The sequence below is a fragment of the Achromobacter mucicolens genome (genome assembly GCF_902859725.1).
GTDB lineage: Bacteria > Pseudomonadota > Gammaproteobacteria > Burkholderiales > Burkholderiaceae_B > Achromobacter > Achromobacter mucicolens.
The window spans coordinates 12969-25167 of the sequence record NZ_CADIJP010000032.1 but is presented as its reverse complement, the minus strand read 5'-3'; the positions used below and the strand labels follow the sequence as shown (position 1 = coordinate 25167).

General features: G+C 67.1%; 13 protein-coding genes. 5 read left to right on the top strand and 8 right to left on the bottom strand.

Annotated features, from left to right (window positions below):
- Position 1 precedes the first annotated feature (1 nt).
- The 4 genes from HV786_RS26245 to HV786_RS26230 all read right to left on the bottom strand — a co-directional run bounded on the left by HV786_RS26245 (position 2) and on the right by HV786_RS26230 (position 4373).
- Positions 2 to 949, bottom strand: a complete 948-nt coding sequence (locus HV786_RS26245) for a Bug family tripartite tricarboxylate transporter substrate binding protein (RefSeq protein WP_128828592.1) — start codon at positions 947 to 949, stop codon at positions 2 to 4.
- Between the two features lie 83 nt (positions 950 to 1032).
- Positions 1033 to 2301 (bottom strand): carboxylesterase/lipase family protein, encoded by a 1269-nt coding sequence (locus tag HV786_RS26240; protein ID WP_175212042.1) that lies wholly within the window; start codon positions 2299 to 2301, stop codon positions 1033 to 1035.
- Positions 2302 to 2439: 138 nt separating this feature from the next.
- On the bottom strand, positions 2440 to 3390 hold the full coding sequence (locus tag HV786_RS26235; protein WP_128828591.1) for an adenosine deaminase: 951 nt from the start codon (positions 3388 to 3390) through the stop codon (positions 2440 to 2442).
- Positions 3391 to 3437: 47 nt separating this feature from the next.
- The gene (locus HV786_RS26230; RefSeq protein WP_128828590.1) at positions 3438 to 4373 is read right to left on the bottom strand and encodes a LysR family transcriptional regulator; all 936 of its coding nucleotides are present in this window, start codon (positions 4371 to 4373) and stop codon (positions 3438 to 3440) included.
- 141 nt (positions 4374 to 4514) lie between these two features.
- Between HV786_RS26230 and HV786_RS26225 the strand changes: the two genes are divergently transcribed.
- From HV786_RS26225 to HV786_RS26205, 5 genes are all read left to right on the top strand, one after another.
- Positions 4515 to 5249 carry a hypothetical protein gene (locus HV786_RS26225; RefSeq protein ID WP_252870185.1) on the top strand — a complete coding sequence of 245 codons (735 nt, stop codon included), beginning with the start codon at positions 4515 to 4517 and terminating at the stop codon, positions 5247 to 5249.
- A gap of 39 nt (positions 5250 to 5288) precedes the next feature.
- Positions 5289 to 5654 (top strand): SEL1-like repeat protein, encoded by a 366-nt coding sequence (locus tag HV786_RS26220; protein ID WP_128828589.1) that lies wholly within the window; start codon positions 5289 to 5291, stop codon positions 5652 to 5654.
- Positions 5655 to 5748: 94 nt separating this feature from the next.
- Positions 5749 to 7287 (top strand): lytic murein transglycosylase, encoded by a 1539-nt coding sequence (locus HV786_RS26215; protein WP_175212041.1) that lies wholly within the window; start codon positions 5749 to 5751, stop codon positions 7285 to 7287.
- A 14-nt stretch (positions 7288 to 7301) separates the two neighbouring features.
- Positions 7302 to 7847, top strand: coding sequence for a GNAT family N-acetyltransferase (locus tag HV786_RS26210; RefSeq protein WP_128828588.1), 546 nt, complete (start codon positions 7302 to 7304; stop codon positions 7845 to 7847).
- 41 nt (positions 7848 to 7888) lie between these two features.
- Entirely contained in the window at positions 7889 to 8071 is a 183-nt protein-coding gene (locus HV786_RS26205) for an oxidoreductase-like domain-containing protein (protein ID WP_128828587.1), read from the top strand.
- Positions 8072 to 8081: 10 nt separating this feature from the next.
- Here the strand turns inward: HV786_RS26205 and HV786_RS26200 are convergent, their stop codons facing one another.
- Genes HV786_RS26200 through HV786_RS26185 form a run of 4 tightly spaced genes read right to left on the bottom strand, consistent with a single transcriptional unit; the run spans position 8082 to position 12131 of the window.
- Positions 8082 to 8519: an acetyltransferase gene (locus HV786_RS26200; RefSeq protein ID WP_056324056.1), complete on the bottom strand. Its 438-nt coding sequence runs from the start codon at positions 8517 to 8519 to the stop codon at positions 8082 to 8084.
- 37 nt (positions 8520 to 8556) lie between these two features.
- Positions 8557 to 10296 (bottom strand): M14 family metallopeptidase, encoded by a 1740-nt coding sequence (locus HV786_RS26195; RefSeq protein WP_175212040.1) that lies wholly within the window; start codon positions 10294 to 10296, stop codon positions 8557 to 8559.
- Between the two features lie 39 nt (positions 10297 to 10335).
- Entirely contained in the window at positions 10336 to 11202 is an 867-nt protein-coding gene (locus HV786_RS26190; protein ID WP_062840609.1) for an ABC transporter permease, read from the bottom strand.
- A gap of 5 nt (positions 11203 to 11207) precedes the next feature.
- On the bottom strand, positions 11208 to 12131 hold the full coding sequence (locus HV786_RS26185) for an ABC transporter permease (RefSeq protein WP_062840610.1): 924 nt from the start codon (positions 12129 to 12131) through the stop codon (positions 11208 to 11210).
- Positions 12132 to 12199: the final 68 nt, after the last annotated feature.

The window sequence follows — 12199 nt, the reverse complement described above, 5'->3', positions numbered from 1 at the left end:
GCTATTGCAGCTTGATGCCCAGCTCCTTGATCAGCGGTCCCATTTCGGCGCGATCGGCCTCGATGGTGGCCGCCAGTTCCTCGGGCGAACTGCCGATCGGAATCATGCCCAGCGTTTCCATCTGCGCTTTCATCGCCGGGTCTTTCAGGATGTCGGCCACCGCCTTCTGGATCTGCGCGACACGGTCCTTCGGAATGCCAGCCGGCCCCATCAGGCCGATCCACGGCTGCGGCGCGTAGTCCAGGCCGGACTCCTTCAGTGTGGGCGTGTCCGGCAGACCGCCGAAGCGTTGCGGGCTGGTGATCGCCAGCGCCCGCAACCGTCCGCTGTCGATCAGCCCCTTGGAACTGGACGGTGCGTCCAGGCCCACGTCCAGCTGTCCGCCGATCAGGTCGTTCTGGGTCTTGCCGGACGATGACGAGGGAACGTACAGCGCCTTGATGCCCGCGCGCCGCGCCGTCTGTTCCCAGACCAGGTGGAACGCGGTGCCGATCGAAAACGAGCCCACGCTCAGGCTGCGCGCGCGGCTTTCGCGCACGAAGTCTTCCCAGGTTTTTAGCGGGCTGTCCTTGGGGACGATGAAGATGAACGGTGTGCGCGCCACCAGCGAAATGGGCTGCAGGTCTTTTTGCGTATCGAACGGCAGGCTATCGACGGCAAACGGCACGATGGTCACCGAAGAGGCGACCACCATGCCCAACGTGTAGCCGTCGGGGGCGGACTTGACCAGCGCGCCGGTGCTGATGATGCCGGAGGCGCCCGGCTTGTTCTCCACGACGACGGGCTGGCCCCAGGCCGCGCCCAGCTTGCTCGCCAGGACGCGCAGCATGACGTCGACCGGACCACCCGGCGGATTGGAAACGATGATCTTGACCGGCTTTTCGGGATAGGAGGCGGTGGCGGCAAGCGGCAGCGCGAGCGCCAGCGCAAGAAGGCATTGCTTGAACATGGAATTCCCCTTGTGTTGTTGGTGTGCAAGGCGCGGGGGGCAAGCCCGGCGCCAGATGCGGCATGGCGGGTGGCGTGGCTGGCTCAGGCCAGGATCTGCATGTGGGGCGCTTGCGGCCAGGCCGGCGCATCGCCCCGGATGAAGGCAAGCCAGGCGGTCTGCGTCTGGCGCGCAAGCTGCTCTGCGTGCGCGGCAGGCAGACCTGCCAGCATGGGCGCCCCGGTAAAGGCTTGCAGGGTGTCGAACACGAAAGGCAGCTCGATGCAATGGCACGCGCCAAAGCGGTCCGTCGGTGCGACGTCAAAGCGCGCCAGCCAGGCGTCGCGGCCTTGCGCGGCGGCGTGCCCGGCCCACTGCCGCGATGGCGCGCCGAACACGGCGTCGCCCATCTGCTGGCTGGCTGCGTCGGTGCCGTGGTCTGGAAAGGCGGCCATCTCGTCACGCGTGTAGCAGACCAGCACGTCTGCGCGGCCCGCAGCGGTCATCAGCGCGGGGGCAATGTCCAGCGGCAGCACCTGGCCATCGAGCACCGGCGAAAACAGGCTGCGGCTGCTGCCTTCGGCCTGCAACGCCTGCACGACCTCGGGCGCCTGTTGGGCAGCCAGCAGCGCGGACACCGGCAATTTCCGGGCCTCGGAAAGCGATTCGGCCCCGGCCGCGCGCAGATAGGCCTGTCCCAAGGCATCGGCCTGCGCCGCGCTGCGAAAGCCGCGGCCAAGAGCGGCGCTCTGCAGGATGGCGCGCGAGAAGCGCGGCTGGCGCGTCAGCATCGCGCAGATCGACGAGGCTCCAGCCGATTGCCCCATCACCGTGACGCGCTCGGGGTCGCCGCCCAGCTCTTCGATATTGGCCAGCACCCAGTCGATCGCCATCTCCTGGTCCAGCAGCCCGGCATTGGCCGTCTGTCCCGGCACGTACAGCCAGCCAAGCGCGGCCAACCGGTAGTTGACAGCCACGACAACCACGTCGCCCCGTTGCGCCAGGCGCGAGCCGTCGTACCAGTCCAGAGCGCCGCCGCCGCTTTGCCAGGCGCCGCCGTGCAGCCAGACCACGACGGGACGGCGCTTGCCGTCCGCGGCCGGGGTCCACACCGTCAGGTGCAGGCAGTCTTCGGATTGCTCGGCATCGAAGTCGCCCATGGCGCCGCGCAGGCGCGAGGGCAATTGCGGCGCTACCGCGCCCGCTCCCGTGGCGTCGAATTCACCCCGCCAGCTGGCCGGCCGCGGCGGCGCAAATCGCAGCTCGCCCACGGGCGCCTGCGCATACGGAATGGCGCCGAAGCGGCACACGCCGCCGTCGCGCACGCCGGCAAGCGTGCCGCTGCGCAGCGCCGCCTTCACGCGTTCACTCATATCCTGCCCCTTGTCTCGTTGTTCATCGTCCAGCGGCGGCAAGCGTTGCTGCCGCCGGACTATGGTAGGGAGGAAAGTGCCGCGCCGGGCATGCCGGTTTTGAACAGAGCCATGCGCAACCCGCATGGCTGGAAGGCGCTACCTGGCGATGCGCGCGTCCAGGCTGTTGTCTGCCAGGGCCTGCGCCTGCTCGCGCGTCATGCCCAGGTGCTCGTAGAGCGCGTGGAAGTTCTCGTTGACATAGCCGCCGAAGTAGGCCGGATCGTCGGAGTTGACGGTGACCTTCACACCGGCGTCCAGCAGCAACAGGATGTTGTGCTCGCGCATGTGGCCAAACACGCGAAGCCGGGTGTTGGACAGCGGACAGACGGTCAGCGGAATCTGCTGGTCGATCAGGCGGGCGATCAGTTTGGGATCCTCGGCCGCGCGCACGCCGTGGTCGATGCGCAGCACCTTGAGCAGATCCAGCGCTTCCCAGATGTATTCGGGCGGGCCTTCCTCGCCGGCATGCGCCACGGCGGGCAGGCCTTCGGCGCGCGCGCGGTCGAACACGCGCTGAAAGAGGCGCGGCGGAAAGCCCTGCTCGCTGCTATCCAGGCCCACGGCGATGAACGCGTCGCGGTAGGGCAGCGCCTGCTCCAGCGTGCGCATGGCCTGTTCTTCAGGCAGGTGGCGCAGGAAGCTCAGGATCAGGCCGCTGGTCACGCCCAGCTGCTTCTTGCCGTCGGCGAGCGCCTGGCTGATGCCGTTCAGCACCGTCTCGAAGGGCACGCCGCGGTCGGTGTGCGTCTGCGGATCAAAGAAGGGTTCGGTGTGCACCACGTTCTGCTCGCGGCATTTGAGCAGGTAAGCCCAGGTCAGGTCGTAGAAGTCCTGCTCGGTGCGCAGCACGTCCGCGCCGCGGTAATAGAGATCCAGGAATTCCTGGAGGTTGTTGTAGTCGTAGGCGCCACGCAGGGCGTCGATGTCGGGCCAGGGCAGCGCCACGGCGTTGCGTTGCGCCAGCTTGAACAGCAGCTCGGGTTCAAGCGTGCCCTCAAGATGCAGGTGCAATTCCGCCTTGGGCAATGCGTTGAGCCATTCGTACATGTGTGCTCCGGATTGAAAAGGGGGCGTGTTCGGGAGGCGCGCGCGGCTCAGGCGGCCAGCGCAATGCCATCGGCCAGAATGGTGCGTTCGAGCTGGGCCGCGAAGGCGCGCGCCTGACGGGTGCTGGGACGGTCGCGGCGCCAGATGGCGGCAAGCGGAGACTTGCGCAAGGCGGGGCGGGCGGGCAGCACGGTGAGTTCGCCGCGCGCCTGCCGGACGGCCGCAACGCTGCCGGGCAGCATCCACAGATACCGACCGTCCAACAGCAGTTCGCGGCCAAATTCCAGCGACAGGACGCCGATCATATCCGGAATCGCCAAACCCGCCTGGCGCAGGGACAATTCCAGCTCGCCGCGGATGCGGCTGCCGGGCAGCGCGGTGATCCACGGATACGCCACGTAATCGGCCAGCGTGGCCCCGGGCATGCCGGCCAGCGGATGATGCGGGGCGCAGGCCAGCACCACGGCGTCTTCCAGCAGGGTGGTCGACCGATAAATCTGCGGATTGACGGTGGAGGAGAACCGGCTGATCAGCACGTCCAGCGCGCCGGCGTCCAGGTCCTCGATCAGCCGTTCGTGCGTGCCGACCTCGATGGTGAGCGTGATGCGCGGATGCGCCTCGCGGTAGTCGCGCGCAGCCTGCGCCACCGGCCAGCCCGCAAACATCGAAAAGCAGCCCACCGTCAGGCTGCCTTCCTCGCCGCGCGAGACGGCGGCCAGGTCGACTTCGGCCTTGCGAAAGCCGGTGAGCAGCTGGCGCGCATGGCGGCACATGGCGTCGCCCAGCGGCGTGCAGGTGGTGCCCTTTGCGGTGCGCTCGAAGAGCCGCGCGCCAACCAGTTCCTCGATCTCTGCAATGGCGCGCGACAGGCCCGATTGCGTGCTGTGCAATTGGGCCGCCGCCTTGGACAGGTTGCCCAATTCTGAGACGGTCAGCACGATTTCCAGGTGCCGGATGCGGAGTTTGCCTCGGAACGGTGTCATGGCGCGGGGAAGCGGAAGCGATTTGCCGATTATTCTCCCGCGCTGGCCGCTTGGCAACGCGCGCGAGGATTCGGGATATAGTTCGACGCCTGGCGGCGCGGGGGCATGCAACAGCTTCGGCTTGCAACGGGAGAAGCGGCATTGAATTCAAAAGACTACTGCGGCCAGCGTGAGGGCCAGTGCGCGGGCCCGCGCCAGGGCACGATTGCCGCGGCCGTGCTGCTGACCGCGGCGCTGGCCGGTTGCAGCATGTCGCGCGTCGACGAGGTGGCCGTCAAATGGCCGCCCTTCAAGCAAGGCACGCCGGTCGTGCTGCCGTCGGATCCGGCGCAATGCCCCGACCTGGCCGGCGTCTATCGCGCGCAGGGCGAACGGCGCGCCGGCGATGCCGATGCGTTCCTGCTCGAGGACCTGCGCGGCTTTCTGATGTATCCGTTGGATCTGCCGGGCATGCGCCATGCCACCTTGCCGGCATGGAAACCGTCGCCCCGCGCAACCGTCTCGTTCGTCCCGGATGCTCTCGGGTGGCAGATAGAGGCGCGCGATGAGCAGGGTGCGCGCCAGGTGTCGCAGCTTGTCCTGCAAGAGGAAGGCGCCGATACGGCAGCCGTGGGCGAACCCCCGCATCCCGGCAATGCCATCTGGCGGGCTGCCGGATGCACGCAAGGCCGGCTGTGGGTCAGCGTGCGCCATGACTGGCGCCAGCATGAGTCCATGGGCGTGCGGCGTCACGTGGCCATCCTGCGCAAGGACGCGGGCGGGCTGCTGCTGACGGTGGCGCGAGAGTCCGACAGCATCGGCATGCTGCTGCCCTGGTACACCAATGACGGCGATTTGTTCCAATACTGGTTTGCGCCCGCCACCGATCATCCCTGAAGTCCGCGGGCGCAAGCCTGCCCATTATTTGAGAGAAACATGACCGCTAAACGGATCGTCACCTGGACCTTTTTCTTCGCGCTGTTCGTTGTACTCGTGGCGCTGTTCTGGCGTCAGCTCTTCGATCAGACCCCGCCGTCGATGCGCGAACTGGGTGGCACCATCGAGGGCGGCAACGCCTACATCTATGGCGAATCGCCACGCCAGGACGGCATGGCCGACCGGGCGATGCTGGCCGCTGCCCAGCGTGGCGATCCGGGCGCGCAATACCTGCAGGGTCTCGTCATGGAGCACTTCGACATGAAGGAGGCGCTGCGCTGGTACGAGGCCGCCGCGGCTCAAGGGTATGAAATGGCCGCGCAACGCCTAGCGCAACTGCGTGAGGCGCCGCCCGCCCCGCAATGATCGGCTGGTGTCCGCGGGCAGGGCAGGGGCCGCGTTCGATTTCGGCCGCCGGTCGCGGTACGATCCCGGCTGACCTCGATTTTTCAGGAAAGCCATGCGCCAGAGTTTCCCCCGTCCTCGAATCGACAGCTTTTCGCGCGTGCTGCTGGCCGCGGCCCTGACCGCCGCTGCCGCCGGCGCCGCGCAGGCGCAGTCGCCCGGATCTGCCACCGGATCGCGCATCCAGACGCCCGCGCCCGAACAGCCGCAACCCGCGCTCAAACCCAAGCGCAGCTTTGACGACACGCCCGCGCCGGCTGCCGCTGCAGCGCCCGCTGCAGCGCCCGCTACTGCGCCGGCGGCAGCGCCTGCTGCTTCCGCTGCGCCCGCCGCTGTGCCCGCTGCCACGGCCGCCCCGGCTGCCGCGCCCGCGGCAGCCGCCCCGACGGTCATCGTCCCCACCGAACTCGACACCAAGGCCTGCATCGACAAGCTGCGCAAGGGCGCCACGGCCAACGGCCTGACCGTTGCCGACTGGAACAAGTACACGGCCAACGCCACGTTGCTGCCCACCACCGTTGCGTCGGCCAAGGGCCAGCCCGAGGGCCGCGAAAGCTGGTGGGACTACATCGCCAAGACGGTCGACGACGAGCGCGTGCAGGACGGCAAGGCCGTGCTCGGCAAGTACGGCGCGCAACTGGGCGCCATCAGCCAGCAGTATCAGGTCGATCCCGCGACGCTGGTCGCCATCTTCGGCATCGAAACCAACTATGGCCGCCAGGTCGGCAAGACCGACGTGCTCAACGCCTGGCTGACGCGCGCCTGCACCGAAAACAAGACGCTCTGGGAAAAGAACGCCTACGCGTCCGTGCGCCTCTTGCGCGACGGCGTCGTGCCCGCCGACAAGTTTGTCGGGTCGTGGAGCGGCGCGTTCGGCATGACGCAATTCATCCCCACGTCGTTCTACGAACTGGCCGCCGACGGTGATGGCGACGGCCGCATCGACCTTTACAACTCGTTGCCCGACGCGCTGGCTTCCACAGCCAACCACCTGCGCAAGCGCCGCGCGCAATGGACGCATGGTCTGCCCGCCGTCGTGGAAGTGCGCGTGCCGGCCGAACTGGCCGCCGCGATTCCCGCCGAGCCCGACGCCGAGTACGTGGGGTCGCAGGATCGCCGCACGATCGCCCAGTGGGCGCAGGCCGGCGTCAAGCAGGGCGACGGCTCGGTGCTGAAGCTGCCCTTGGGCAATGACCAGCAGGCGTACCTTTTCGCGCCGACCGGCGCACGCGGCCCGGTGTTCCTGGCCACCGTGAATTTCGACGCCATCCTGCACTACAACCAGTCGCGCCGTTACGGTCTAGCGGTGTCGCTGCTGCTGAACCGCCTGCAAGGCGGTCCGGCGCTCGTCACGGCGTGGCCGACCGACGACCCTGGCCTGTCGCGTGCGCAGATCAAGGAACTGCAGAAGCAGCTGTACGGACGCGGTCATGACATCGGCGTGGCCGACGGCATCCCGGGCGGAAAGACTCGCGACGCCGTGCGCGAGGAGCAGGCGCGCCTGAACCTGCCGCAGGACGGCCGCGTGGGCAAGCGCATCCTGGATGCGCTCAAGGCCGAGCAACCGGCCGCCATGCGGGCTTATCCGGAGTAATGAGCGAGTCAGCCATGCCGTCCACCGAATTTCCCGACGATTTCCAGACCCTGCGTCTTTACGCGCGCCGCATGTCGCAGGCGCATCTGCCGTTCATGATCGAGATGCACGCCAATGCCGATCTGATGCAGTCGATGGGCGGAACGCGCGACGCGGCGGCCAGCCGAAGCTACGTGGCGCAGAACATCGTCCACTGGACCGAGCATGGCTACGGCATGTATGTGCTGCAGGACCGCGAGACGGGCCTGCCCGCTGGCCGTGCCGGGCTGAAGGCGACGGCGTCGCCCGGCCGGGCCAGCGTGGAGCTTGCCTATGCGCTGCATCCCGACTGTTGGGGTAAAGGCTTTGCGGCGGAGATTTCCCGCGCGCTGATCGGGCTGGGGTTTCGCCTGCTGCCGGTGGACGTGCTGGGCGCCGTGGCGCTGCGCTCAAACCTGGCGTCGCAGCGCGTCATGGAAAAGACGGGGCTGCGTTACGTCGGCATGACGAACGACGCGCCGGAGCCCAAGGTCTGTTACGAAATCCGCCGCGCGGATTGGCGCAAGCGCGAAGGCGTGTGAACGCCGTGCCGGCGCATGACGCGCAGCGCTAACATGGCGCCATGAGCAAGAAGAATTCCCCGGAGGACGATCCGCCGCCCGTTCCGCCTGAACGCCCCGAGCCCGGCGAATGCTGCAACAGCGGATGCATTCCCTGCGTCTACGACCTGTATGACGAGGCCATGGACCGCTATCGCGAGGCCTTGAAAGCGTGGCGCGCCCGGCACGAAGCGGGCGGCGCCTGAACGCGTTGCCTTAACCGGCCAGCTTCATGTGGATGATGGGAAAAGGGCGGCCGGCGTCGTCGTGGGCCGAGCGTCCCACGTCCTGAAATCCGTAGTGCTTGTAGAACCCGTGCGCCTGCGGATTCTGCTCGTTCACGTCGACCAGCAGCGTGCCATGCAGCGAGCGCGCAAAGTTAAGCAGCCGGCGGCCGGCTCCCTTGCCGCGCTTGTTGGCATCCACGAACAGCATTTCGACCTTGTTGCCGGTCAGGCCCATGAAGCCGGCGACTTCGCCGGCATCGTCCTCACAGACCCAGACCCTTACCGACGGCAGGTACGTGTTCAGCACCTTCGGGTACATGGCCTGGATTTCCTTTTCCGTCAGAAAAGTGTGGGTGGCGCGCACCGAACGGAGCCAGATGTCCACCAGGGCCAGATCGTCGCCGTGGTTGCGTTCTCGGATGTTCATTTTTTTATTGCGGGTTCAAGCGGCGGGATCCAGGCGTCTACAGTCCCGCGCGATACAGATCGGTGGCCGCCAGGACGGTTTCCATCTGCACAGTATGCGCGAAAACGAATCGGTCTCCGTAGACCGTTTCATCCGGAAACTCCGAGATGAGCGCCATTGGCAATTCTTCACGATCGGTTTCCGTGACCTGTACGGGAATGCCGTTGAGCACGTCGAATCCCTTTTCCAGCGCGTGTGCGTGAAAGAGTTCAAGTTGCCGCGCGTTGAATTCCACCAGCCCCGGCACGTTGCGGGCAAGCCTCGCGGTGACGCCTTCGATCAGATTCCGGGCGCGGTCGCCCCAACCCGGATGATGGCGCAGCACCAGGAAGAACCCCTTGGGGATGGTCCACAGCTCAAAGTGACGCGGCAGGTAGCCCGACAGCGGACGCGTCCATTCGTGCGCGGGATAGCCGTGCAGGTTGATGTGCAACTGCGCGCCGCTGATCGCATGCGCCTGATGCCGGCCTTCGCGCTCGAAGAACGGCGCGCGCTCGCGGTAGGCGATGTCGTCGCCCAGCGCGCTGTAGCGCGAGGCGTGCAGCATGTGGCGGGGATGCTGCTCGCGCAGCCGGTTGAACAGCGCGTAGCCATCGGGATTCTCGGAGGCGATCAGCGCAAAATGCGCATCGCCGCGCGCGGCCAGCGTCTGCGCCGCGCGCAGGGCACCCACCACGCCGGAGGTTTCATTGGCGTGCTGCGCGCCCGAAATGAAGACGGCTGGACCCGGGCCGCGCACATAGGTGCCCAGTACCGGACGGCCCTGCCGGGACACGGCCTGGAAGGTGTCGCCGCCAAAGGCCGCCATGCACCCGGCGATCTGCGCGGCCGACAGCGGCTCGCGCACCTGCGCCAGCGGACCGGCAGGCGCCGCCGGCGTCGCGGGCGCGACGGGGGCAAAGGGCTCCACCGAGATCTGCACGCGCGGCGCGCCATCGTGGCGGCGGATGTCGGGAATGATCTGGCCGGGTTGCAGGCCCCGGTCGCCGGACGGGCGGCCGGAGTGTTGCTGGAAGTGCTCGAGCAGCGAGAAATAGATGTCTTCGTGCAGCGCCTCGAAGGTGCTGACGATTTCCTCGTCCACCGGCAGCGCGAAGTCGATGCCGGGCAGGTCGACGCGAATCTCCAGCCGGTCGAAGTACGGCTCGTGCGCGCCCCAGGTGTGGGTGCGCACCGTGTCCATGATGCTGCGAAAGAGCAACTGGTACTCGGTGGCCTGCGCGGAATCGGTCTGCACCCCGCCGTTTGCGTCGCGCACCCGCAGCCAGCCGGTGGGCGACAGCTCTGGCGTGCCGTCCGCCGCGTGCCCAAGCTGATTGGGCGCGAAGACGCGGGCGTCGAGCTTGCGGCCGTCGGCATAGCCCAGGGTGACGTCGTAGTGCAGGTCGTTCGCGCCGGGCAGCATCGTGACGCGGACGTCCTTCAGCAGCGCGACAAGGGGGTAGGCTTCGAGCGTGAAGCGTTTGGCCTGCGCGTGCTCGTGCAAGGGATAGCGGATCTCGGCCGAGATCAGCCCGTCGTGCTCGACCTCTTCAAGGAAATAGTGCAGCAGCGGCTTGTAGGCGCTGCGAAAGCGCGCCGTCACGCCTGCCTGTTGCAGCCGGTCTTGCGCGGCGCGGCGGGCTTGGGCGCTCTCGAACAGCCAGCCTTCCACGACCGCGCCGCGCCAGGCCGGCGCCATGTAGGCGTGCGTCCAGGCGTCCAGCGTGCGATCGAAACTCTTGTCCAGCAACGACATACTCAATATTCCTTCCGCACCAGGGTGCGGATCGATTCTTCAGACCTTGCCGGTCGGATCCAGGCGGTCGCGCAGCCAGTCGCCCAGCAGGTTCAGGCCCAGCACCGTCAGCATGATGGCAAGGCCAGGAAAGACGCTGACCCACCAGGCCGTCTGCATGTACGTGCGGCCATCGGCAAGCATACCGCCCCAGCTCGGGATCATGGGATCGACGCCCAGACCCAGGAAGGTCAGGCTGCTTTCCAGCAGGATGTTGTTGGCCACGTTCAGGGTCATCAGGATCACCAGCGGACCCAGCAGATTGGGCACGATGTGGTGGCGGATCATCGCCAGGTCGCGCACGCCGAAGGCGCGCGCAGCCAGCACGAATTCACGCTCGCGCAGCGCCAGCACCTGCGCACGCACCAGACGAGCGTACTGCACCCATTGCGACACGATCATGAAAAAGATGACGTTGAACAGGCCGCCGCCCAGGATGGCGATGAAGGTAATGGCGACCAGGATGAAGGGCAGCGCCAGTTGCACGTCGGCAAAGCGCATGACGATCATGTCCCAGAAGCCGCGGTAGTAGCCGGCAATGAGACCCATGATGATGCCCAGCAGCGCGCCGCCCAGCACCGAGGCAAAGCCCACCAGCAGCGAGATCTTGCCGCCAACGATCACGCGCGCCAGCACGTCGCGGCCCAGCGGGTCCGTGCCGAACGGGTGGGCGGCCGACGAGAACGGCGCCATCAGGCGCGCGGCCAGGTCCATGGATTCGCCGCCGTCCGGAAACAGCCAGCCGGACGCCAGCACGAGCAGGACCATGACGCCGGTCAGAAGCGCGCCCAGCACGAACTCCAGCGAGCGATAGCGGCTGCGCGGCTTCATGGCCTTCGGGGCGGCGGGGGAAGTGGTTGTCTGCATGATGCTCAGCGCGTGCGGATACGGGGATCGACGATGCCGTAGGCGATGTCGACGATCAGGTTGACCAGGACGATGACGGTGGCCAGCACGGTGACCGTGCCTTGCAGCACCGGATAGTCGCGGCCCGAGATGGCGTCGAACGCCAGCGTGCCCAGCCCGGGCCAGTTGAAGACCATCTCGATCACCACGATGCCGCCGATCAGCCCGCCGAACTGCAGGCCCAGGTACGTGATCAGCGGAATGGCGCAATTGCGCAGCGCGTGCTTGTACAACACGACGCGCTCTTTCAGCCCCTTGCTGCGCGCCACCATGATGTATTGCGCGGACAGCGTTTCCAGCATCGTCGTGCGCACCAGGCGGATGTTGGTGGCGCTGAGGATGATCGCCATCGTCAGCGACGGCAGCACCAGGCTGGCTGGACCGCTCCAGCCGGACGGCGGCAGCAGCGGGAAAGTGATCGACAGCAGCAGCACCAGCATCAGCGCCAGCCAGAAGTTGGGAAACGACAACCCCACCAGCGACAGGATGCGGATCGCCTGATCGGTGGGCTTGCCGCGCTTGATGGCGGCCTGGATGCCCAGCGGCAGCGAAATCAGGATGGACGCGATGAGCGACGTGAAGGCCAGCATCAGCGTGGCCGGCAGGGCGTCGCCGATCAGCTTGGCGACCGAAGTGCCGCCCATGAAGCTGCGCCCGAAATCGCCGTGCAGCAGGCCTTGCATGTACGACAGGTACTGCTCGTGGAACGGCCGGTTCAGCCCGAGCGCCTGCCGGATGTTGGCCAGATCCTGTTCGGTCACGCTGCCGGACCCCTGGCTGAGCATCAGCGCAGGGTCGCCGGTCAGGCGCACAGCATAAGAAACAAGCAGCGTCACGGCCACGATCACGAAGACCGCCTGCAACACGCGTTTGATGAGAAATCCGGTCATAAGGCGCCGCAACGGCTTGCGCCGTGGCGGGAATAGGGTGTTAACGCGGCATCGATTCGCACCAATGC

Bases quoted from the DNA above. Each gene is read 5' to 3' on its own strand.
- HV786_RS26245 (WP_128828592.1), bottom strand. From the start codon at position 949: ATGTTCAAGCAATGCCTTCTTGCGCTGGCGCTCGCGCTGCCGCTTGCC.
- HV786_RS26240 (WP_175212042.1), bottom strand. From the start codon at position 2,301: ATGAGTGAACGCGTGAAGGCGGCGCTGCGCAGCGGCACGCTTGCCGGC.
- HV786_RS26235 (WP_128828591.1), bottom strand. From the start codon at position 3,390: ATGTACGAATGGCTCAACGCATTGCCCAAGGCGGAATTGCACCTGCAT.
- HV786_RS26230 (WP_128828590.1), bottom strand. From the start codon at position 4,373: ATGACACCGTTCCGAGGCAAACTCCGCATCCGGCACCTGGAAATCGTG.
- HV786_RS26220 (WP_128828589.1), top strand. From the start codon at position 5,289: ATGACCGCTAAACGGATCGTCACCTGGACCTTTTTCTTCGCGCTGTTC.
- HV786_RS26215 (WP_175212041.1), top strand. From the start codon at position 5,749: ATGCGCCAGAGTTTCCCCCGTCCTCGAATCGACAGCTTTTCGCGCGTG.
- HV786_RS26210 (WP_128828588.1), top strand. From the start codon at position 7,302: ATGCCGTCCACCGAATTTCCCGACGATTTCCAGACCCTGCGTCTTTAC.
- HV786_RS26205 (WP_128828587.1), top strand. From the start codon at position 7,889: ATGAGCAAGAAGAATTCCCCGGAGGACGATCCGCCGCCCGTTCCGCCT.
- HV786_RS26200 (WP_056324056.1), bottom strand. From the start codon at position 8,519: ATGAACATCCGAGAACGCAACCACGGCGACGATCTGGCCCTGGTGGAC.
- HV786_RS26195 (WP_175212040.1), bottom strand. From the start codon at position 10,296: ATGTCGTTGCTGGACAAGAGTTTCGATCGCACGCTGGACGCCTGGACG.
- HV786_RS26190 (WP_062840609.1), bottom strand. From the start codon at position 11,202: ATGCAGACAACCACTTCCCCCGCCGCCCCGAAGGCCATGAAGCCGCGC.
- HV786_RS26185 (WP_062840610.1), bottom strand. From the start codon at position 12,131: ATGACCGGATTTCTCATCAAACGCGTGTTGCAGGCGGTCTTCGTGATC.